Genomic DNA, 22,688 nt, shown 5'->3' with positions numbered 1-22,688 from the left:
GTTGCAACAAGCCAAATGCTGATAATAGATTAATGTTTCTGAAACAGTTATGGCTTCACAAATTTAAGGAAAACCAATGAAAGGCGATATCGGTGTAATCGGCTTGGCCGTAATGGGCCAAAACTTGATTTTGAACATGAATGACAAAGGCTTCAAAGTGGTGGCCTTTAACCGTACGACATCTAAAGTGGATGATTTTCTTAACGGTGCGGCTAAAAATACCAATATCATTGGTGCATATTCTTTGCAGGATTTGGTAGATAAATTGGAAAAGCCCCGTAAAATCATGCTGATGGTACGGGCAGGCTCGGTGGTAGACGAATTCATCAGCCAGCTGGTGCCATTGTTGGATAAGGGCGATATTATTATTGACGGTGGCAATGCCAATTTCCCCGATTCAACCCGCCGAACCAAGGCTTTAGCTGAAAAAGGCATTTTATTCGTCGGAACCGGCGTATCGGGCGGAGAAGAAGGTGCCCGCAACGGGCCTTCCATTATGCCGGGCGGCAGTGAAGCGGCTTGGCCTGCCGTGAAACCCATTTTGCAGGCGATTGCCGCTAAAACGCCGCAAGGTGAGCCATGTTGCGATTGGGTTGGCCGCGAAGGTGCGGGACATTTTGTAAAAATGGTGCATAACGGTATTGAATACGGCGATATGCAGCTGATTTGCGAAGCCTATCAATTTATGAAAGACGGTTTGGGTATGTCTTACGAGGAAATGCACCAAACCTTTAGTGAGTGGAATAAAACCGAGCTGGATTCTTATCTGATTCAGATTACCGCTGATATTCTGGGCTTTAAAGATCAAAACGGTGATGCGCTGGTAGAAAAAATTCTGGATACCGCAGGCCAGAAAGGCACTGGGAAATGGACCGGCATCAATGCTTTGGATCTAGGCATTCCGCTGACTTTAATTACAGAAGCGGTTTTTGCCCGTTGCGTTTCTGCATTTAAAGAGCAACGCGAAGAAATGTCGCGTTTGTTTGGCAAAACAACGGTTGCGATAGAAGGCGATAAGGTGAAATGGGTGGCGGATTTGCGCCAAGCGTTGTTAGCTTCCAAAATTATTTCGTATGCCCAAGGCTTTATGTTGATCAGAGAAGCCAGCGAAACCAATGACTGGGCCCTGAATTACGGAAAAACTGCTCTTTTATGGCGTGAAGGATGCATTATCCGCAGTGCGTTTTTAGGCAATATCCGCGATGCTTATGAAGCCAATCCTGATTTGGTGTTTCTCGGTGCGGATCCTTATTTCAAAGGCATTCTTGAGCAATGTCTGCCGGCTTGGCGCAGGGTGGTGGCCAAAGCGGTTGAAACTGGCTTGCCGATGCCCTGCATGGCTTCCGCCATTACGTTCCTTGACGCTTATTGCAGCAAGCGCCTGCCTGCCAATTTGTTACAAGCTCAGCGCGATTATTTCGGTGCTCATACGTATGAGCGTACCGACAAACCGCGGGGTGAGTTTTTCCACACCAATTGGACCGGTAAGGGTGGCGATGCGGCATCGACTACTTATGACGTTTAAAGCGTTATCAGCTTAATCCATATCTGTTTGAATATGCCTGCCTGAAAATCATTTTCAGACAGGCATTTCCTTATGGGTGAAAATCGGTTAAATTATGCAAACAGAATGATTAAACGTTTTATGTTTAAATATAAAAATTTAAATATCAATCTAAAAAATAAATAATATGGAAGGTAAATATTGAAATGAATGTAAGTCAGCATTGGGAAAAGGAAAAATACGAGCAAAACGCACGTTTTGTTTCGACTTACGGAGAAGAACTTATAAGATGGTTGAATCCGAAAAAAGATGAATATATTTTGGATTTAGGCTGTGGAGACGGGGTGTTGACTAAAAGGGTTGCTGAATATGGGTGCAAGGTTTTGGGATTGGATGGAAGCCAGAAATTTGTTGAGGCAGTAAGAAAAATTGGGGTGGATGCGATACAGTGCGACGCACAGAATATGAAATTTGAAAATGAATTTGATGCGATTTTTTCCAATGCGGCTTTACATTGGATGACTAATCCTGATGAAGTGTTGAAAGGTGTATCAAGAGCTTTAAAAAAAGGTGGTCGTTTTGTAGTTGAGATGGGATGCAAGGGAAACGTAGAAAAAATAGAAAATGCTATTTTTGAGGTTACAAAAAAACATAATTTGAAAGCTAAAAAATGCTGGTTTTTCCCAAGTCCGGAAGAAGAAACACAATTACTTGAAAAATATGGATTGAAAGTAAAAAGAATGGTAAGTTTTTCTCGTCCGACGCCACTTCCGACAGGAATAAAAGGATGGTTGCAAACTTTTTCTGCCCCTACTCTTATCAATATCCCAGTAGCAATGCATGAAAAATTAATCGATGAAATAACTGAAAAAGTGGAAAAGGAACTTGAAAAAAATGAAAACGGGCAAGTTCTGGCTGATTACATCAGATTAAGGTTTGAAGCCGTAAAGATTTAAGTGCTTAAAGAAAGAGCAAAATAATTTAGAAATAGAAAGGGGCTGAACATCATTAACGAAGGAGATTACCATGAAAAATACCCGAACAGCTTTTTCTCTTGCTGCTCTCATATTATTAGCTGCTTGTTCCATCTCTCAGCCACCTGAAAAACAAACCTCGAGCAGCCTTGATGATTTGGCTCCCGAGCAAGGGCACGGCTTGACCAAGCAGGAATTGGTGCATGCCAAGCGATTTATGGCGGCGTCCGCCAATCCTTTGGCCACAGAAGCAGGTTATCGGATTTTGCAAAAAGGCGGCAGCGCAGTGGACGCGATGATTGCGATTCAAACGACTTTGGGTTTGGTGGAGCCGCAATCTTCCGGTTTGGGCGGCGGCGCATTTGTAGTTTACTGGGATAATCAGGCGAAAAAGCTGACTACGTTTGATGCGCGGGAAACTGCACCGGCAAGCGTAACGCCCGCCTTGTTTCTAGACGCGCAAGGAAAGCCGCTGGAATTTATGCAGGCGGTTGTGGGCGGCCGTTCGGTTGGTACGCCCGGCGTGCCTAAGATGATGGAAACATTGCACAAACGCTATGGTAAGTTGGCATGGGCGAGCTTGTTTGATACGCCGGTAAAACTGGCGGAACAAGGATTTCAGGTTTCGCCGCGAATGGCCGAATCAATCAAAAGCAATGTCGAATACTTGCAGCGCTATCCTGCTACCGCCGCTTATTTCTTGCCAAGCGGGCAACCTTTGCAAGCAGGCTCCGTGTTGAAAAATCCTGAATTTGCTGCAACGGTGAAAACCTTGGCCAAACAAGGAGCCAAGCCGTTTTATGATGGGAAATACGCGCAAAACATCATTAAAGCGGTTAAAAATGCGCAAGACAATCCGGGTAAATTAGCCGGTGCAGATTTTAAAAATTATCGGGTCATAGAGCGCGAAGCCGTGTGCGGCAATTATCGCGAATACCAAATCTGCGGCATGGGCGCGCCGAGTTCGGGCGGTATTGCTCTGGGGCAGATTACCGGCATTCTGAATCAGTTTGACCAAAAACAATCGTCTTATCGCAATCTGCAAAGCTGGCGCCTGCTGGGCGATGCTTCACGGCTGGCGTTTGCCGACCGTGATGTTTATGTGGCAGATCCTGCTTTTGTGAAGGTGCCGACCAAAGCCTTACTCTCTGATGCCTATCTGAAACAGCGCGCCGATTTATTGGGCAAAACGGATAAAGCGCTGACGGAAACGCCTGCGGGCAATGTTGACAGCCGTTATGCGTCGGCCCGTGCACTGGAATTGCCGTCGACCAGCCATGTGGTTGTGGTCGATAAGCAAGGAAACGTGCTTTCGATGACCACTTCCATCGAAAACGCTTTTGGCTCCACTCTGATGGCCAACGGCTATCTGCTTAATAACGAGCTGACTGATTTCTCGTTTGAGCCAGTTAAAAATGGCAAACCGGTTGCCAATCGTGTGGAAGGAGGCAAACGGCCGCGCTCTTCCATGGCGCCGACCATTGTGATGAAAAACGGCGCGCCTTATCTGGCGGTCGGCTCGCCCGGCGGCAGCCGCATTATCGGCTATGTGGCCAAAACGTTAGTGGCGCATATTGATTGGGGAATGGATATTCAAAAAGCCATTGCCTTGCCCAATATGCTGAACCGTTCCGGCACTTATGAACTGGAAGAAAACACGGCGGCAGCCAATCAGGCCGGTGCTTTGCAGAAAATCGGCTATAAAACCGAAGTGCGCGATTTGAATTCGGGTGTGCAAGGCATTGTTATTACATCGCAAGGTTTAATCGGCGGTGCTGATCCGCGGCGGGAAGGCAAAGTGATGGGCGATTGATTTTCGCCTGAGTAAAAAACGTATTGAAACGAAAGTATCTTTGTTTGGAAAATGCCTGTCTGAAAAAGTTCAGACAGGCATTGTTTTTCAAGTTGAAAAAGGGATTCAGCTTTAATGAAAACCTTCTGCCAGCCTTTGAACGATTTCGGCGGCGCTGCCGGCTCCAGCCAGCCGCGCATTTTGGCCGGCCCAGAAAGAAGAAAACTCAAAGATGCCCGCTTTTTCGGCTGTGGCTTTGAGCAAACCGGAAGCGGCACCGGCCAGCGGGAAAGGCAGCGCAGCTTCATTAATCGGCCCGGCTTCGAGGATGTAACGGTTGGCAATGCCGCGCGCCGCGCCGCCGCTGAATAGATTGGTTACCAGCGTGTGCGCCGCTTTTTCTTGTTGTAATGCGGCACGGTGGGCTGCGGAGGTGGCGGCTTCGTCGGCCAGTAAAAACGCTGTGCCCGCTTGCACCGCTGCAGCGCCCAAAGCCATTGCGGCACGCACGGTGGCCGCATCTGAAATGCCGCCGGCAGCAATAACGGGCAATTTAACGGCAGCTATGATATTAGGTAATAAGGCAAACAAACCGGATTGCCTCTCAATCTTGGCATCAAGAAACCAGCCGCGATGCCCGCCCGCTTCCCAGCCCTGCGCGATAACGGCATCCGCCCCGTTTGCTTCAAGCCAGCGCGCTTCTTCAACGGTGGTTGCGCTTGACCATATTTGCGCGCCGGTGGCTTTTACGGCACGGAGTAAATGTTTTTCCGGCAGCCCGAAATGAAAGCTGACGATGGGCGGGCGGTAGGTTTCCACTGCAGCCAAGGCCGTTTCGTCAAACGGATTGCGCGAGGCGCCCGCCGGAATATCCGCTTGGCTGAGGCCGAATTCGTTGAAATAAGGTTGTAAAACGGCCAGCCAGGCCGCTTTTTGAGTTTCTGTAACGGTTGGGTTCTGATGGGCGAAAAAATTAACGTTATAAGGTTTTCCGGCAGCTGTATCGCGTAATGCCGCCATTTCTTGTGCCAATTTTTCCGGCGTCAGCATGGCTGCCGGCAGCGAGCCAACCCCGCCCGAACGGCATACCGCGATAGCCAGTGCCGAATTTTGCACTCCGGCCATCGGCGCCTGTACAATCGGCAGGCGCGCGCCTAAGTTTTTAAGGTAAGTATTTGAAAACATAAGCTTCTCCTTTTTGTTTTTATAGAAAAGAACCAGCCGTTTGTTGCATTATAAAGAAGTAAAGCCGTTAAACCAATGCCTGTCTGAAAACGGTTTTCAGACAGGCATAATCATTTCAATTCAAATAGCTAGGCCATTGAGCCTTAAAAAATCGCTTTCCATTCAAAACCGCCCAATACCCAAAACAAATACTCCATTATTGGCCTTTTGCAGTTTGTAACAACAAGGAACCCTTATGAGTTTGCCGCCCGTCGCTACCATCGCATCCGTCAATTCGGCGTTTGCTTCGGGCGTTGTTAATCCGGTTTCCTTGTTGGAAATGTGTTTGCAGCGTGCCCGCGAGCTTTCCCATGCTCATGTTTTCAGCCGTTTGACGGAAATGCGTGCGTTGCAGGCGGCGCATGAAGCCGCCGCGCGTATCAATATGGGCGCGCGCTTGGGTGTTTTGGACGGCGTGCCGATGTCTTGGCAAGATTTATTCGACCAAACCGATGAAGTAACGCGCGCAGGCAGCCTGACCACCGCGCAAGATGCACCTAAAACGCAGGATGCCGTTGCCGTTTCCTTGCTTGAAGAAGCGGGAGCGGTTTCGATTGGCCGTACCAATCTTGCAGAATTCGGCCTTTCCAGTTTGGGCTTGAATCCGCATTTCGGCACCCCGCAGAATGTATGGCCGCAGCTTGAGCCGTTAGCGCCCGGCGGCGCTTGCTGCGGCGCCGCCATTTCTGTGGCTGCCGGCATCGTTCCTTATGCTATGGCCGCCGACACGTCGGGCGCCGTTCGTATTTCTGCTGCTGTTAACGGATTGGCGGGGTTCAAGCCGACCGCTTCAAGGATTTCCCGTATCGGTTTGTGGTCGCTTTCGCCCACTTTAGACAGTATCGGAGCACTGGCGCATACCGTAAACGACCTATGTGCCGTGATGAAAGCGTTTGCCATTGATGTAGAAAAAGAATCGAGCCGTCATTTAAAAGTTGTTGTGCCGGAAGGCATGTTCAGCGAAGAAGTCGGGGTGCAAATTCAGCAGATATTCGAGCAAAGCCTGCTTACTTTAGAAAAGGCCGGTATCGAGATTATCCGCAAACCGTTAAGCAGCTTGGATATATTGGAAACCCTATTCAAAGAATACGGTTCTTTTACCCATTTCGAAGCGTGGCAGCTGCACCAAAACAGCCTGTCACAAGCCGATATGATGGACAAGCGTATTAGTCAACGCCTGCAAGCCGGAGAATCGCTGCCTTTGAAAAACTTTCCCCGCCTGCTCAGTTGGCGTGTATCCTTGCAAAAAAAATTGTTTGAAGAATTAGAAGGTGCATTACTTCTGATGCCTACAACCGCTATCGACGCACCGCCCATCCGTTTATTAGAGAGCGACACCGCTTTTTTTAATACTGCCAATAAAAGGATTCAGCGGAACACCTTGATCGGCAGCTTTCTTGATTTACCCGGCTTGACCATTCCCGCAGGCCTTAACCGCAACGGCTTGCCTGCCGCGTTGTTATTGTCGGCACCTGCGGGCTACGATGAAACCGTTTTGTTTGCCGGCAGAATATTTGCCCGCCTCTTAACGGAAGACAAACCCTTAAATCGAATACGGTTTTAGGATAAAAACGTCGATTGCAGCAAACGGATTATCAAAAGCCTGTCTGAAACGGTTTTCAGACAGGCTTTTGTTTATTGTTTAAAGAAGTTTGCTTAAAGCAGTAGATTTAACCGTCAACATGCTAATGTTGTTTAGCTAAATATCATAATTTAATGTAGTGTGTTGTAATTTTATCTTCAAAATAATGCAATGCAATCATAAAACTTATTCGCAGTTGCTCGAAACCAAGCAGCATATTGTAGAATATGAACATCATTAAAAGGGGGTTAAATCATGTATCGTAAAATTCTTTTGGCCGCGGCAGTCTCTGTGTTAGCGGCAGGCTGTGCAACCGAATCTTCTCATCAAATCGAAGTGGCTAAAGTTGAAAGTTACAACACACCGTATCATGGCGTACGTGCGCCGATTTCGGTTGGCAGCTTCGATAACCGCTCGGCCTTCCAACGCGGCGCCTTCTCCGATGGAGAAGACCGTTTGGGCAGCCAAGCAAAAACCATCTTGGTTACCCATCTGCAGCAAACCAACCGATTCAATGTATTAAACCGCACCCAATTGAGCGCCCTGAAGCAAGAAGCTGGCATCAGCGGCAAGGCTCAGGCATTGAAAGGGGCGGATTACGTCATTACCGGTGATGTAACCGAATTCGGCCGTAAAGATGTCGGCGACCAGCAGCTTTTCGGCATTTTGGGCCGCGGCAAATCGCAGATTGCCTATGCCAAAGTGGCGTTGAACGTGGTTAACGTGCGCACTTCCGAAATCGTTTATTCCGCACAGGGTGCAGGCGAATATTCCTTGTCTAACCGCGAGGTTGTCGGGTTTGGGGGCACGGCCGGTTATGATGCGACTTTAAACGGAAAAGTGCTGGATTTAGCCATCCGTGAAGCCGTAAATAATCTGGTTAAAGGCATCGAAAGCGGTGCATGGACACCTTCACATTAAAAGGTTGTCTGAAAATGAAAAAAATGATGATGAAAAGCGGCTTTTTTGCCGCCGGGTTGTTGGCTCTGTCTGCCTGTACAACGCCGCAGGAAACGCTTTATTACTGGGGAAATAACAATGCCGATGTTTACGAGCGCCTGAAAGACGATGGTAAACCTTTGGGCGAACAAATCAGCAATATGGAAAAATATTTCCGAAAAGCAGAAAGCGAGCACAAAACCGTTGCGCCGGGTGCACATGCCCATATGGGATTGTTATTGAGTGATGCCGGGCAAAACCAACAAGCTGCCGAGCAATTTGAAGCCGAAAAAAAGCTATTTCCTGAGTCTAGTGTTTTTATGGATTTTCTATTAAAAAACAAACAGGAAGATAAAAAATGAACCGCATGAAAACAAGGCTGGCGCTTTTGGCTTCCGCATTGATACTTTCCGCCTGCGCAGTGACTCCGCCGCAACCTTACGACTATACCGCCTTTAAAGAAAGCAAACCCAAGTCTATTTTGGTTTTGCCGCCGCTTAACGAAACGCCCGATGTCAAAGCAAGCGCAGGCATGATGGCTTCGGCCACCCGCCCGTTGGCCGAATCCGGCTATTATGTTTTTCCGGTTGCCGTGGTTAAAGAAACGTTTAAGCAAAACGGCTTAAACAATCCTCACGACATTCAGGAAGTCAGCCTGAAAAAACTGGAAGAGATTTTCGGTGCGGATGCGGTGCTGTTTATTACCGTTAAACAATACGGCACCAGCTATCAAATTCTCCAGAGCGATACCCGTGTTAGCGCCGAGGCCAGATTGGTTGACGGCAGAACAGGCAAAGAATTATGGAGCGGTTCCGCTTCAGCTTCCAGCACGGAGCAACAAAACGGCAACCAAGGCTTGCTAGGCATGCTGATTACCGCAGTTGTGCAGCAAATTGCAGGTTCGGTAAGCGACAAAGCGTTTGACTATGCACAAGTCACAGGCACCCGCCTGCTTTGGGCGGCATACCCGCGAAGCCTCATGTTTGGCCCGCACTCTCCGCATTACGAAACCCAACCTGGAAAATAAACGGGTCAATTCAAAAAGGCTGTCTGAAAAGTATTAATTTCAGACAGCCTTTTCGTTTTGTCAACCATTTAAATTATGCTAAACAAATTAAATGGTTTGAAACTTTTTCAAATAAGCCTTTCTAATAAAGTTTAATTATGTTGATTTTTAATAAGTGATTTTGAGTGATGACAAATAAAAACTTAGTGATTTATGCTTCTCTTTTATTAATGATGCCTGCTGTTTATGCAGCGCCGCTGGAGCGTGCAGCCAAGGGAGGGGATGTGAGTGCGGTTGGCGGGGCGGTAAGGATTAAGGGGGATCAGACGCCGTTGATTCGTGGAAATTTGATTCAGAAGCACCCGAAAAATGTGATTTTGTTGATTGGCGACGGCATGGGTTATTCTGAAATGACCGCTGCGCGCAATTACCATGAAGGGGCGGGCGGTTATTTTAAGGGTTTGGATGCGTTGCCGATTACGGGCTCTTATACCCACTATTCGATTCATAAAGACAGTAAAAAGCCTAATTATGTTACCGATTCGGCTGCTTCGGCCACGGCTTGGTCTTCCGGTGTGAAAACGTATAACAGCGCCATCGGCGTGGATGTGAACGGTAAGCCGCAGCCTACGTTGTTGGAGCAGGCCAAGGCCGCGGGGTTGGCGACCGGCAATATTTCTACGGCCGAGCTGCAAGACGCAACGCCTGCCGCGCAAATCGCCCACGTTACTCATCGTAAATGCCATGCGCCGAATATAACCAGCAAAGAATGCCCAACCTCTGCTCTGGAAAACGGCGGTTTGGGTTCGATTACCGAGCAGTTGCTTGATAACCGGCCTGATATTTCACTCGGCGGCGGCGCCAAGAGTTTTAATGAAACGGCCAAAGCAGGCCGTTGGGCGGGGAAAACTTTGTTGGAGCAAGCGCGCGAGCGGGGTTTTGTGATTGTAACCAATGCGCAGGAGCTGGCGGCGGTTAAATCGGCCAACCAGAAAGCGCCAGTATTGGGCTTGTTTGCTTCCGGCAATATGCCTGTGCGTTGGTTTGGCCCACGAGCCAAGATTAAAGGTTATGCGGAGGAAGAGCCTGTTATTGAATGCCGCGACAATCCGGATCGCAATGCATCCGTGCCTACGCTGGCGGAGATGACGAAAAAAGCGATTGATGTTTTGAAAACGCGTAAGAAAGGCTTCTTTTTGCAGGTGGAAGGTGCGGCAATTGATAAGCAAGACCATGCTGCCAATCCTTGCGGTCAAATCGGCGAAACGGTGGATTTAGACGAAGCGGTGCAGGCGGCTTTGAAGTTTGCCGAGAAAGATAAAAATACGCTGGTTATTGTTACTGCCGATCATGCGCATACGAGCCAGATATTGCCTAACAATACCCGCTCGCCCGGCCTTACCCAGAAGCTGCGCACTAAAGACGGCAGCGTGATGTATATCGGTTATGCGACGGCAGATCCGCAAGATGATCACGCCAGCATGACGCATACCGGTGTGCAGGTGCGTATCGCGGCATACGGCCCTCAGGCGGCTAATGTGAGCGGCTTGCTCGATCAGACTGATTTGCACTTTATCATCAAGCGTGCGTTGGGGTTGAAATAAGGCGCTCGGTAAAAAAGCCTGTCTGAAAACACTTCAGGGCCGTTGCGGATTAATTGATTCGCGACGGCCCTGAATCTTTTATCAATCTTGCCAAAAGCTATTTGGTTTTTAGGCTACATTCCGTTTTACACGGCCAGCGCCGGCGCACATGAAAGTGTTGGTGCTGCAGCGGTTTTGGTTGTGGAGATAAGAGGGCCTAGCCTTGCTGGTTTTGATATTCTTGCTCTTGTTTTTTGAGCCGGTATAGCCATTCCAGTGCTTCGCGCGGCGAGAGTTCGTCTGGGTTGAGTGCGTGCAGCTCGGCCAAGGCGGGATGCGGCGCTGCGGTGGTTTTCTGGGCGGGTTCGGGTGCAGGTTCGTGGTTTTCAGACAGGCATTGGGTGAAGATATCCATTTGCGGCTGATTGGCGGCGGCTTGGTTTTCGAGGTGTTCGAGTTGCTTTTGGGCGGCTTTCAGGGCGCGTGCGGGCAGGCCGGCGAGTTTGGCAACGGCGATGCCGTAGCTTTTGCTGGCGGGGCCGGGCTCGATATGGTGCAGGAAAACGATGTCTTGCCCTTGTTCCAGTGCGGAAAGGTGCATGTTAAGGGCCGAAGCATGGGTTTCCGGTAGGCGGGTGAGCTCGAAATAATGAGTGGCAAACAGGCTGAAGGATTGGTTTTTTTGCAGCAGATGTTCGGCGATGGCTTGGGCGAGGGCAAGGCCGTCGAAAGTGGAGGTGCCGCGGCCGACTTCATCCATCAACACCAGTGATTGCGGTGTGGCGTGGTGTAGGATGTAGGCGGTTTCGCTCATTTCCACCATGAAGGTGGAGCGGTTGGAGGCCAGGTCGTCAGAGGCGCCGATGCGGGTGAAAATCTGGTCGATGGGGCCGATTTTTGTTGCTTCGGCGGGGATGAAGCAGCCGGTGTGGGCGAGCAATACAATCAGCGCGACTTGGCGCATGTAGGTGGATTTGCCGCCCATATTGGGGCCGGTAAGCAGCATCAGGCGGTGTTTGTTATCGAGGCGGGTGTGGTTGGGGGTGAAGCGGGCGACCTGTTGTTCGACAACGGGATGGCGGCCGTTTTCAATTTCGATGCAGGGATAGTCGGTAAATTCGGGCCGGCGGTAGTTTTGTTCGGCGGCCAGTGCGGAGAAGCTGCATAAAACATCGAGTGAGGCTGCGGCTTTGGCGGTTTTCTGCAGCAGTGGAAGCTCGGATTGGAGGCTGTGCAGTAGTTCGTCGTATAGCTTTTTTTCTAGCGCAAGGGCGTTGTCTTGGGCGGCTAAAACTTTGTCTTCAAACGCTTTGAGTTCCGGAGTGATGAAGCGCTCGGCGTTTTTGAGGGTTTGGCGGCGCTGGTAATCGGCAGGAGCTTGTTCGGCCTGAACTTTGGATAGTTCGATGTAAAAGCCGTGTACGCGGTTGAATTCGACTTTGAGGGTGGAGAGGCCGGTGCGTTCGCGTTCGCGGGCTTCCAACTCAAGCAGAAATTCATCGCCGTGGGTTTGGATGTGGCGCAGTTCGTCGAGCTCGGCGTTGAAGCCGTAGTTAATCACGCCGCCGTCGCGCAGCCATACGGCGGGTTCGGGTAAAACGGCGGCTTTCAATTGCTCGGCAATGGCTGCGCCTTCGGGGAAGACGGCTTGCAAGATGTCTAGCAACGGGCTTTGGGGCAGTCGGATTTCGGCTAAGGCAAACAGGCTGTCGCGCAGGCCGCTCAAATCGCGGGGGCGAGCCGAACCGACGGCGATACGGGCGGCGATGCGCTCGATGTCGGCAATGTTTTTCAGACAGGCATGGACGGTTTCATATTGGTTTTGCAGGGCGGCAACGGCTTCTTGCCGCCGCAAGATATGCTCGCGCTTGCGCAGCGGATGGTGCAGCCATAAGGCGAGCAGGCGGCTGCCCATGTGGCAGGCGCAGCGGTCGAGCACGGAAAACAGAGTGGGGGCTTTTTTACCGCTTAAGGTGGCGGTGATTTCCAGATTGCGGCGTGTGGCGGCATCCATGCCGATGTATTGTTGTTCGGTTTCGAGGCTGATGCTATCGAGATGGCGGGGCAGCTGTGATTGGGTCAGGCGGATGTAGTTGAGCAGGGCGCCGGCGGCGCCGATGGCGGCGGCGTGCTCTTGCGGATTAAGGCCGAAAGCGAGTAAGTCTTGGCTGCCAAAATAGCCAGTAAGCAGGTCGAAGCCGCTGTCGGCGGCGAACTGCCAGTCGTTCAGCCGTGTGACGTTGGCTTGCGGCAGGTTGATTTGCGGGGCGTTGGGCGAGTCGGGCAGCAGGATTTCGGCGGCTTGCAGACGGGCGAGCTCGTCGGAGAGTTTGTCGGCGCTGGTCAGCTTGGTTTTGAATTCACCGCTTTGCAGCGATGCCCATGCGATGCCGATGTGTTTTTTAATGGTGCACACGGCGGCGATGCGGTTGGTTTCTTTGTCTTCTAGCAGAGCGGAATCGGTTAGCGTGCCGGGGGTAACGATGCGCACGACTTTCCGCTCGACCGGCCCTTTCCCGACGCCCACTTCGCCCACTTGTTCGCAAATGGCCACGCTTTTGCCGAGTTTGACTAATCGCGCCAGGTATTGTTCGGCGGCATGATAGGGTACGCCTGCCATTTTGATGGGTTCTCCCGCCATTTGCCCGCGTGTGGTCAGCGTGATGTCGAGCAGTTTGGCGGCTTCGATGGCGTCGTCGAAAAACAGTTCGTAAAAATCACCCATGCGGTAGAACACGAGTTTGTCGCGGTGTTGGTCTTTTATCGACAGGTATTGCTGCATCATGGGGGAAACGGCGGGTTTGCTCATGGGAATCACGCGGGTTGAGAGGAGAAAACGGAGCTATTTTAGCAAAATGGATAATGCCTGTCTGAAAGAGGCTTTCAGACAGGCATTTTTCTGAATAAACGTGCTTAGTCGGCAATGATGTCGAAATTGCTGTCTTTAAATTGGGTGGTCGGCACGTTGACAATTAGCGGGTCTACTTCGCCGATGGCTTTCAAATCTTTGCCGGGGTAATCGAGCTCATGCAGGAAATAGCGGATACAGTTGAGACGGGCGCGTTTTTTATCGTCGGATTTAATGATAGTCCACGGTGCGTCGCCGGTATGGGTGTGGAAGAACATGGCGTTTTTCGCATCAGTGTATTCATCCCAGCGGTCGAGTGATTGGATGTCGACGGGCGAGAGTTTCCAGTGTTTCAATGGATCGTCGCGACGGGAAATGAAGCGGCGTAATTGTTCTTCGCGGCTAACGGAGAACCAGAATTTAAACAGATGAATGCCGCTGGCCACCAGCATGCGCTCCAATTCCGGCGTTTGGCGCATGAAAAGCAGATATTCGTGCGGCTCGCAAAAACCCATCACGCGCTCGACGCCGGCGCGGTTATACCATGAGCGGTCGAAAAACACGATTTCGCCCGCGGTGGGAAGATGTTGGATATAACGTTGGAAATACCATTCGCCGCGTTCGGTTTCAGTGGGTTTTTCCAGCGCGACCACACGGGCGCCGCGGGAATTCAAGTGTTCCATATAGCGCTTGATGGTGCCGCCTTTGCCGGCCGCGTCGCGCCCTTCAAACAGCGCAACGATGCGCTGCCCGGTTTCTTTTACCCAGCTTTGAACTTTCAACAGTTCGATTTGCAGCAGCTTTTTCTCTTTTTCATATACGCGGCGGCTCATGCGGGTTCGGTAGGGATAGTTTTCCGGTAGCGGCGCACTGCTGGAATCTTCGTTGGTAATGCTGCCTTTGTGCTGCAATACGGCCTGCTCAAAAATTTGCAGGCGGTCTTTCTGCTCGCCTAATTCTACTTTTTCAAACGGTTCCAGCTGATGATCTTTCATGTGGTTTTTCCTTTCTTTCTTTAATAATTTTCGTTATTTTTATTATACGCCATCCGGCTGCAATAAGCCTAACCGGATGTAGTGCGATGTAGGGAGAGTGTGCTTTTTTTGATGCCGGATAAATGAAGCAGATTAAGGATGGAACCGGCCGCCTTTGATTTGGATTTCGTGCAAGCCGATGCGGTTTGCCAAGTGGTGGTTACGCAAAGCGTGGGTTAGGGCTACCGCCAGCCCGTCGGCCGCATCGGCCTGTGGTTTGCCGGATAGGCCGAGCATCTGCACCACCATATGCTGTACCTGTTCTTTGGCCGCTTTGCCTTTGCCCACCACGGCTTGCTTGACTTGCAACGCCGTGTATTCATATACGGGCAGCCCGCGCATTACCAGCGCGGCCACCGCCGCGCCGCGCGCTTGGCCGAGCATCAGGGTGGCGGCCGGATTGATGTTGACGAACACTTGCTCCACCGCGGCTTGGGTGGGTCGGTAAACTTCGATGATTTCGTTCAGATGCTCGATGATAACGCCGATGCGGCCGGCCAATTCATCGTTGGGAATGGTGCGGATGCAGCCGGACGCAACATAAATATGCTCGCGGCCGACCACATCGATAATACCGAAGCCGGTGGTGCGGCTGCCGGGATCAAGGCCGAGGATGCGCAGGGGTTGGGTCATGGTGGAAAAGCAGTTTGCAAGATGGCGGCATTATCGCACGGACAATGCCTGTCTGAAACCTTTTCAGACAGGCATTGTTTTTTCCGTTTTTGTTTGCCGTTGATGGTTTAGGGCGCCGCAGCGTTTTGTTTTCTAAAGCAGAAACGGGTTTGTAAAAATGTCGACGCTATCTGTAAACCTGTATTAAAATGCATTCTTTAGCGGTATGGAACGGGCTGTAATGCCTTATAGGGCGGTGGTTTCAGGGTGAAACGGCCGTTTGCCGCGAATGCGACAGAGAGAGTTTACTATGGATCAATTTTGGCAATGTGTGAATGAAGGCCAGCACGGCAGATATGCGCTTGATTTGCTGCAATGCGGCTTAAACATCGGCAATGATTTTATCTGGACATGGCTGGTGTTTGTTTTGGTGGGCGTCGGCTTGTTTTTCACGTTTACCACCGGCTTCGTGCAAATCCGCCTGTTGTGGCGAAGTGTAACGGAAATGCTGGGCAGCCGTAGCGACGGCGATGATGAACACGGCCACGGCATCACGCCTTTTCAGGCTTTTGTAACCGGTTTGGCCAGCCGGGTGGGGACCGGTAATATCGCCGGTGTGGCGATTGCCATTTCGGTAGGTGGCCCGGGCGCTGTGTTTTGGATGTGGCTGACGGCGCTGTTGGGGATGAGTTCGGCCTTTGCCGAATCTTCGTTGGCGCAGCTTTTCAAAATCCGCGATCACGGTAACAATCAGTTTCGCGGTGGCCCGGCTTATTACATCACGCGTGGCTTGGGTCAGAAATGGCTCGGTGTGATATTCGCATTGAGCTTGATTTTGTGTTTCGGCTTTGTGTTTAATGCGATTCAAGCAAACACGATTGTGGAATCAATCAAATCGGCATCCGGTTGTGCGGCCGGCAGCGGCGCGTGTGAAAATGATTGGAACACTTATAAACATGTGTTGGGCGTAGCTCTGGTGATTGTTACCGCTCCGATTATTTTTGGCGGCATCCGCCGCGTTTCGCGTATTTCGGAAGCGCTGGTGCCTGTTATGGCTTCCGCTTATCTGCTGATGGCGCTGTATGTGATGATGACGCATATTTCAGCCGTTCCCACCATGTTTTCGTTGATTGTAGACAATGCGTTTAACTTCTCTTCCGCTGCCGGCGGTTTTGCCGGCAGTGCCATTGCCGCTGCCATGCAGCAAGGCATTAAACGCGGTCTGTTTTCTAACGAGGCGGGTATGGGTTCCGCGCCGAATGCCGCAGCCGCAGCCGATGTGAAGCATCCGGTTTCGCAGGGTATGATTCAGATGCTGGGTGTGTTTGTCGATACTATTATCGTGTGCTCTTGCACGGCTTTCATCATCTTGTTGTCGGATGTGCAAACAGCCGGTTCCAGCCTAACCGGTAGCCAGCTGACGCAGGCCGCGCTGGAAAGCCACGTTGGCGTATTCGGTCAATACTTTCTGGCCATGGTGCTGTTTATGTTTTGTTATTCTTCAATCATCGGCAATTATGCGTATGCCGAATCAAACATGCAGTTTATTAAAAACGGCCGCCTGACGCTGGTGTTTTTCCGTATGGTAGTGCTGGCTTTCGTTTACTTCGGTTCGGTGGTGAAAGTAGGCTTGGTTTGGGATATGGGCGACTTTTCGATGGGCATTATGGCGTTTATCAATTTGATTGCCATCGTGATACTTTGCCCGCTGGTGTTTATGCTGCTTAAAGATTATCAAAGCAAAGTTCGGATGGGTAAAGAGCCTGTGTTTAAATTGTCGGAGCATCCTACATTGAAACGGAAAATCAAATCTGATATTTGGTAAGTAGATTGGTGTTTTGAACAAAAGCCTGTCTGAAAATTTTTTCAGACAGGCTTTTGTTTTATTATTGCTTTAAAAGTTTCAATAGTGTTGAATTAAAGAATCATAGAGGCGAGGGCTTGTGCGATGGAATGGCATACAAACGATAGTAAAAAATATGTTTTTTCATGCAGAAATATAGAAGATGACCAGGCTTTGTTTTTGTGATTATGCGGTTCCGGCAATCGCTTTGAGATTTTAAGATTAGAAAGAAGAAAATTGAACAGTAAAGGCTAAAGGCGTACCATTATGCAAGAGAACAAGAGAAAATGCCTGCCTAAATATTTTCAGGCAGGCATTAAGGTTTTTACCGTTTAAATCAAATTCAAATCGCTGACACGGTCAAACAAATGGTCTGATTTGCCGCCTTCTTCGCTAAGCTGGATGCGCAGGCGTAAATCGTTGGCCGAGTCGGCTTGGCGCAAGGCTTCGTTGTAATCGATTGTGCCTTCGCTATAGAGGCGGAAGAGGTTTTGGTCGAAGGTTTGCATGCCATCTTCCTGAGAGCGCTGCATCAATTCTTTGATGCCCATCAGATCGCCTTTGAAAATCAGATCCTGTACAGCCGGCGTGTTAATCAGCAAATCGACGATGGCGGTGCGGCCTTTATGATCTTTTTTAACCACCAGGCGTTGGCCGATAATGCCGGTCAAGTTCATGGCGATATCAACCAAAACTTGTTTATGGCGCTCTTCTGGGTAGAGGTTCATGATACGTTCGATGGCTTGGTTGGCGCTGGTGGCGTGGATGGTAAACACGCACAAGTGACCCGTTTGCGCCAATTGCAACGCATATTCCATACTGGCTTGTGAGCGCACCTCGCCGATACACACCACGTCCGGTGCCTGACGCATGGCGTTTTGTACAGCCAAATCCCAGCTTTCCGTATCAATGCCGATTTCACGTTGGGTAATGATGCACTTTTTCGGTACATGCAAATACTCAATCGGATCTTCGATGGTAATCATGTGGCCGGCCAGGTTGTGATTGCGGTAATTGAGCATCGCGGCCATAGAGGTGGATTTACCCGAACCGGTTGCCCCCGCTAGAATCAACATGCCGCGCGATTTCATAATCAAATCGTTTAAAACGATGGGCAAATCCAAATCCTCAACGGTTGGAATCTCGGTATTGATGCGGCGCAGTACCAAACCGACGCGGCCTTGCTCATGGTAGGCATTGACGCGATAACGGGTATGGCTTTTCGATTCGATGGAATAGTTTAATTCCAGTTCGCGACGGAATGTTTCTTTTTGCTCGTCGTTCATGGTTGAATCGACGATGGCTCGCGTGTCGTCGGCCGTTAACATGGGCATGGGTACTGGCGTGAGCTTACTGTTAATTTTCATAGCAGGAGGGAAACCCGCACTGATGAAAATATCAGACGCGCCCCGGTCTTCCGCGTCGAAACACATGCGGTCGAGAATCGGGTGCATGTGCACGCCGATGGCAGACGGCGTTGGCTTTTGCTGGAAAACCGGTTCGGAAGCCACTTGTTTGTCGGCATAGGCGGCGACCATGCTGCTGAGCAGGTCTTGCAATTCTTGGTGAGATTGTTCTGACATGATGTTCTGCCTTGCGAAAGCGGGTTAGATAAGGTCGGCGTTTTGAGCTTTGGCACGAGCGGTTTCTTGGCTGATAACGCCTTGACGAACCAAAGTTTGAAGCGCTTGGTCTAGCGTTTGCATACCGTGGTTTTGACCGGTTTGTAATACAGAGCCGATTTGGGCGATTTTGTTTTCGCGAATCAGGTTGCGCACGGCGGGGGTGGAAATCATGATTTCATGGGCAGCCACCCGGCCTTGTCCGTCTTTGGTTTTCAATAAAGTTTGTGAAATCACTGCGCGTAATGATTCGGAAAGCATGGAGCGAACCATCTCTTTTTCGCCGGCCGGGAATACGTCGACGATACGGTCTACTGTTTTGGCAGCACCAGTGGTGTGAAGGGTACCGAATACCAAGTGGCCGGTTTCGGCGGCAGTAAGAGCGAGGCCGATGGTTTCCGGGTCGCGCATCTCGCCCACCAGGATGACATCCGGGTCTTCACGCAGTGCGGAGCGCAGTGCGTTGGCGAAGCTGTGGGTATGTTCGTGCAGTTCGCGTTGGTTAATCAGTGCTTTTTTGCTTTCGTGCACAAACTCGATCGGGTCTTCAATGGTTAGTACGTGAGCAGGGTGGTTTTCGTTGATATAGTTGATCATCGCCGCCAGCGTGGTTGACTTACCGGAACCGGTCGGGCCGGTTACCAGCACCAGGCCGCGCGGTGTGTCGGCGATTTTTTGGAAAATGCGCGGCGCTTTGAGGTCTTCAAGCGTGAGTACGGTGCTCGGAATGGTACGGAATACGGCGGCAGGGCCTCGGTTGGACATGAATGCGTTGACACGAAAGCGCGCAACGTTCGGCAATTCGAACGAGAAGTCTGTTTCCAGATTTTGTTGGTAGTTTTTGCGCTGATGGTCGTTCATCACGGAAGTAATCATGTGGCCGACTTCTTCGGCAGTCATTTCCGGAAGGTTGATGCGGCGGATATCGCCGTGTACACGAATCATCGGCGGCAGGTTTGCGCTTAAATGTAAGTCGGATGCTTTGTTTTTTACGCCAAAGGCGAGTAAGTCGGTAATTTGCATAATGTGGTCTCGTTTTATTAAGATACGTTTTAGCGGCTAAACTGGATTTTATCCACCGTTCGGGTGTTGGTCTTGCCGTTATCGTTTGTGGCGGGCCTGTCTGAAAATAATCGTTTATTTGCAATCGGGCTGCCGGAGGCTTTATAAATTTCTTGTGTATTCTAAATAATTACACGGCTTTAGACCATGCAAAAATTGGATTTGCCGGCAAAACGTCGAAAAAGGAGGTGGAATCATGACGATGTTGCAACACAATTATCAATCTGTGTTGGGGCAGATTGCGGCGGCGGAAATGGCTGCCGGCCGCCTTGCCGGCAGCGTGCATTTGGTGGCGGTCAGCAAAACTTTTCCCGCTTCGGATATTCGGGCGCTTTATGATGTCGGTCAGCGAGATTTCGGTGAAAATTATATTCAGGAATGGCATGCCAAAACCGACGAGTTGGCTGATTTGCCGGATATTGTTTGGCATATTATCGGGCATGTGCAGTCGAACAAAACCAGAGTTGTGGCGGAGCGGGCGCATTGGGTGCATACCATAGACAAGCTCAAAACGGCTGAACGTTTGAGTGCGCAACGGCCGGAAAGTATGCCGCCTTTGCAAGTGTGTATCGAAGTCAATATCGCACATGAAGTGAATAAGCATGGCGTAGCGCCGGCCGAAGCGTTGGTGCTGGCATTGGCTGTGGCGAAGCTGCCGAATTTACAGGTACGCGGTTTGATGTGTGTTGCGGAAGCGGATGCTGACAGCGAGGCGTTGACCAAGCAATTCAAACAGATGGCGGATTTGTTGACTCGGTTGCAAGAAGCAGGCTTGGCGGCAGACGTTTTGTCTATGGGCATGTCGTCGGATATGCCGTTGGCGGTGGCATGCGGGGCAACACATGTTCGTGTCGGCAGTGCGATATTCGGTAAACGCAGTTATCAAAAATAATGCCTGTCTGAAAATTCTTGAGGCGTATTTTCAGACAGGCATGGTGTTATTCACTGATAAACAAAGGAGGAAAAACATGACGATTTATTTTTTAGGCGGCGGCAATATGGCCTCGGCGATTATTGCGGGGCTGTATCGCAGCAATCGGCAAGGCTTGGTACACGTGGTGAATCGCGGTGCGGATAAGCGTGAAAAGTTGACAAAGGCGTATGGTGTGCGAACTTCGGCTGCTTTGCCTGAGTTAACGGCAGAGGATGTGTTGGTGTTGGCTGTAAAGCCGCAAGATATGCAAAATGCGTGCGCTGGTGTTGAGACTCATGGTGCGTTGGTTTTATCGGTGGCGGCAGGGTTAAGCGTGGATACTTTGAGCCGTTATCTTGGCGGTATCAGGCGAATCATACGCATTATGCCGAACACGCCCGCACAGATTGGCATGGGTATGAGCGGGCTGTATGCGGCCGAAGGTGTCAATGAAGCCGATAAAGCATTGGCTCAGAGTATGATGCAGCCTTCCGGTCAAACGGTTTGGCTGGAGAAAGAAGCTCAGATACATGCCATAACCGGCATCAGCGGCAGCGGTCCGGCTTATGTGTTTTTCTTGATGGATGCTTTGCAAAAAGCAGCCGCCAAGCAAGGTTTTGACACGGCACAGGCAAGAGAGTTGGTACTGGCTACGTTTAAAGGTGCCGTGGCACTGGCGGAGCAAACCGGCGAGCCTTTCGAGGTTTTGCAGCAGAATGTTACTTCCAAGGGTGGTACCACATATGCGGCACTGGAAACGTTTCGGCAACGTGAAGTTGCAGAAGTCATCGGGGCCGGGGTCGAAGCCTGTGTTTTGCGTTCTCAAGAGATTGCCGAACAATTCAGATAAAGCCTATGTCTGTCTGAAAAAAGGGTTAGGCAGGCGTAAATATTTTCATCGTATGCCATACCGAACTACCAAATAGGAAACAGCAAATTATAAATGCCTACCTGAAAGCGAGAGGATAGATGTTACAAAAAATCATACAATTATTAGCCGACGGTTTTGCTTTATTATGCGTCGGCCGTTGTTTGTTGCAGTGGGGGAGAATGCATGCCGATCATCCAGCCGCTCGTTTCTGCCAACAATTTACCGATTGGCTGGTACGTCCGCTCAGTAAAGTATTCAAACCTATAGGCCGTTGGAATCTTGCCTGCATTATTGCTCCTACGGCAGTTTATTATTTAGCCTTCACCGTTATTATATTTATCTCTTTGCCTGGCGTGGCGCCAACCAAATCATTGCTTGCTGTATTGTGTTATACCCTGATCGAGATGGTAAAAATATCAGCATATCTTTTGTTTATCGGTCTTTTCGCCCGCATGGTGTTGAGTTTTAACAACCCAAACAGCAAACTTTTAATAACTTTAAACAATATATTCGAACCCTTATTGCGTCCGTTTGTCTTTTTAAAGATAGGCCGGTATGACTTTTCAGGCAGTATATTGGTTCTTGTTTTATGGATTTGGCTGGTAACTTTTTCTCCTAATTTGATTCAAAAGCTGGATTTATGGCTTTTATCATGAAATACGAGGTGTCCATGCCGGATAGTTTTAAGAGTGTGGCATAACCAATACGCCTCATAATAGTTACAAATTGAAATATTCATAAAAACAACAACCCCCGTTATAGCCGTGTTAAGATTCGCAGCTTAATCGAAACAGGGTAATAAATAGACCTCAATCGACGGCTTTCGAGCTGCTGAAAATAAAAACGAACCAAAAGAAAGAAATAGTATGGCAAAGCTGACAGAACAAGACATCCTCAACTGGAATGGCCCAGAAGAAGAGTACATGAATGAAGATCATTTACGCTTTTTTCGTGAACTGCTGGTAAAACTGCAAGAAGAATTGATTGAAAAAGCCAACGTTACCACTGGGCATTTACAAGAGCATGAATCCGCCTCCGATCCGGCAGACAGGGCAACTCAAGAAGAAGAGTACGCACTTGAATTGCGCACCCGCGATCGAGAAAGAAAACTAATGAGCAAAATCCAATCGTCTATCCGTTTGATTGATGAAGGCGAATACGGCTATTGCAAAGATACCGGCGAGCCTATTGGCTTGAAACGCCTGTTGGCAAGACCTACGGCTACGCTTTCAGTAGAAGCGCAAGAGCGACGAGAGCGGATGAAGAAGCAGTTTGCCGA

The 22,688-nt window shown here is 49.9% G+C and carries 19 protein-coding genes; 13 read left to right on the top strand and 6 right to left on the bottom strand.

From position 1 onward, the window contains the following. The first annotated feature begins 76 nt into the window (after positions 1-76). The 3 genes from gnd (at position 77) to ggt (ending at position 4,291) form a co-directional block, all read left to right on the top strand. Positions 77-1,525, top strand: a complete 1,449-nt coding sequence (gene gnd, locus Q4A84_RS02730; RefSeq protein WP_303087398.1) for a decarboxylating NADP(+)-dependent phosphogluconate dehydrogenase — start codon at positions 77-79, stop codon at positions 1,523-1,525. A 185-nt stretch (positions 1,526-1,710) separates the two neighbouring features. Then, positions 1,711-2,460, top strand: coding sequence for a class I SAM-dependent methyltransferase (locus Q4A84_RS02725; RefSeq protein WP_303087397.1), 750 nt, complete (start codon positions 1,711-1,713; stop codon positions 2,458-2,460). A gap of 70 nt (positions 2,461-2,530) precedes the next feature. After that, on the top strand, positions 2,531-4,291 hold the full coding sequence (ggt, locus tag Q4A84_RS02720; RefSeq protein WP_303087396.1) for a gamma-glutamyltransferase: 1,761 nt from the start codon (positions 2,531-2,533) through the stop codon (positions 4,289-4,291). Between the two features lie 111 nt (positions 4,292-4,402). Here the strand turns inward: ggt and Q4A84_RS02715 are convergent, their stop codons facing one another. Beyond that, on the bottom strand, positions 4,403-5,455 hold the full coding sequence (locus Q4A84_RS02715) for a nitronate monooxygenase family protein (protein ID WP_303087395.1): 1,053 nt from the start codon (positions 5,453-5,455) through the stop codon (positions 4,403-4,405). Positions 5,456-5,690: 235 nt separating this feature from the next. Here Q4A84_RS02715 and Q4A84_RS02710 point away from each other — a divergent pair, with 235 nt between their 5' ends. From Q4A84_RS02710 to phoA, 5 genes are all read left to right on the top strand, one after another. Further along, positions 5,691-7,058 (top strand): amidase family protein, encoded by a 1,368-nt coding sequence (locus Q4A84_RS02710; protein WP_303087394.1) that lies wholly within the window; start codon positions 5,691-5,693, stop codon positions 7,056-7,058. 273 nt (positions 7,059-7,331) lie between these two features. Further along, positions 7,332-7,997 carry a CsgG/HfaB family protein gene (locus Q4A84_RS02705; protein ID WP_303087393.1) on the top strand — a complete coding sequence of 222 codons (666 nt, stop codon included), beginning with the start codon at positions 7,332-7,334 and terminating at the stop codon, positions 7,995-7,997. 14 nt (positions 7,998-8,011) lie between these two features. Then, positions 8,012-8,377 (top strand): DUF4810 domain-containing protein, encoded by a 366-nt coding sequence (locus Q4A84_RS02700; protein ID WP_303087392.1) that lies wholly within the window; start codon positions 8,012-8,014, stop codon positions 8,375-8,377. Continuing rightward, complete coding sequence (locus Q4A84_RS02695) at positions 8,374-9,042, top strand: DUF799 domain-containing protein (RefSeq protein ID WP_303087391.1); 669 nt, start codon at positions 8,374-8,376, stop codon at positions 9,040-9,042. Before Q4A84_RS02700 ends, Q4A84_RS02695 begins: the two co-directional genes overlap by 4 nt. A gap of 167 nt (positions 9,043-9,209) precedes the next feature. After that, positions 9,210-10,625 (top strand): alkaline phosphatase, encoded by a 1,416-nt coding sequence (gene phoA / locus Q4A84_RS02690; RefSeq protein WP_303087390.1) that lies wholly within the window; start codon positions 9,210-9,212, stop codon positions 10,623-10,625. 196 nt (positions 10,626-10,821) lie between these two features. On the opposite strand, the gene mutS is transcribed toward phoA, so the two are convergent. From mutS to ruvC, 3 genes are all read right to left on the bottom strand, one after another. Next, positions 10,822-13,413 carry a DNA mismatch repair protein MutS gene (mutS, locus tag Q4A84_RS02685; protein WP_303087389.1) on the bottom strand — a complete coding sequence of 864 codons (2,592 nt, stop codon included), beginning with the start codon at positions 13,411-13,413 and terminating at the stop codon, positions 10,822-10,824. Between the two features lie 104 nt (positions 13,414-13,517). Then, on the bottom strand, positions 13,518-14,447 hold the full coding sequence (gene ppk2, locus Q4A84_RS02680; RefSeq protein ID WP_303087388.1) for a polyphosphate kinase 2: 930 nt from the start codon (positions 14,445-14,447) through the stop codon (positions 13,518-13,520). A 132-nt stretch (positions 14,448-14,579) separates the two neighbouring features. After that, positions 14,580-15,119 carry a crossover junction endodeoxyribonuclease RuvC gene (gene ruvC / locus Q4A84_RS02675; RefSeq protein WP_303087387.1) on the bottom strand — a complete coding sequence of 180 codons (540 nt, stop codon included), beginning with the start codon at positions 15,117-15,119 and terminating at the stop codon, positions 14,580-14,582. Positions 15,120-15,408: 289 nt separating this feature from the next. Here ruvC and Q4A84_RS02670 point away from each other — a divergent pair, with 289 nt between their 5' ends. Next, positions 15,409-16,923, top strand: a complete 1,515-nt coding sequence (locus tag Q4A84_RS02670; protein ID WP_303087386.1) for a sodium:alanine symporter family protein — start codon at positions 15,409-15,411, stop codon at positions 16,921-16,923. A 350-nt stretch (positions 16,924-17,273) separates the two neighbouring features. Here the strand turns inward: Q4A84_RS02670 and Q4A84_RS02665 are convergent, their stop codons facing one another. Together Q4A84_RS02665 and Q4A84_RS02660 are read right to left on the bottom strand one after the other, a co-directional pair. Beyond that, positions 17,274-18,524 (bottom strand): PilT/PilU family type 4a pilus ATPase, encoded by a 1,251-nt coding sequence (locus Q4A84_RS02665; RefSeq protein ID WP_303087385.1) that lies wholly within the window; start codon positions 18,522-18,524, stop codon positions 17,274-17,276. Positions 18,525-18,548: 24 nt separating this feature from the next. After that, complete coding sequence (locus Q4A84_RS02660; RefSeq protein WP_303087384.1) at positions 18,549-19,586, bottom strand: type IV pilus twitching motility protein PilT; 1,038 nt, start codon at positions 19,584-19,586, stop codon at positions 18,549-18,551. 235 nt (positions 19,587-19,821) lie between these two features. On the opposite strand from Q4A84_RS02660, the gene Q4A84_RS02655 reads away from it, so the two are divergent. The 4 genes from Q4A84_RS02655 to dksA form a co-directional block, all read left to right on the top strand. Beyond that, complete coding sequence (locus Q4A84_RS02655; RefSeq protein WP_303087383.1) at positions 19,822-20,517, top strand: YggS family pyridoxal phosphate-dependent enzyme; 696 nt, start codon at positions 19,822-19,824, stop codon at positions 20,515-20,517. Between the two features lie 76 nt (positions 20,518-20,593). Further along, entirely contained in the window at positions 20,594-21,388 is a 795-nt protein-coding gene (gene proC / locus Q4A84_RS02650; protein ID WP_303087382.1) for a pyrroline-5-carboxylate reductase, read from the top strand. Between the two features lie 119 nt (positions 21,389-21,507). Beyond that, complete coding sequence (locus Q4A84_RS02645) at positions 21,508-22,065, top strand: YggT family protein (protein WP_303087381.1); 558 nt, start codon at positions 21,508-21,510, stop codon at positions 22,063-22,065. 210 nt (positions 22,066-22,275) lie between these two features. Then, positions 22,276-22,688: RNA polymerase-binding protein DksA (gene dksA, locus Q4A84_RS02640; RefSeq protein ID WP_303087380.1), on the top strand; the 413-nt coding region annotated here is incomplete at its 3' end.

This window comes from Neisseria sp., assembly GCF_030527965.1.
Lineage (GTDB): Bacteria > Pseudomonadota > Gammaproteobacteria > Burkholderiales > Neisseriaceae > Neisseria.
This window is presented reverse-complemented; position numbering and strand designations above follow the sequence as displayed.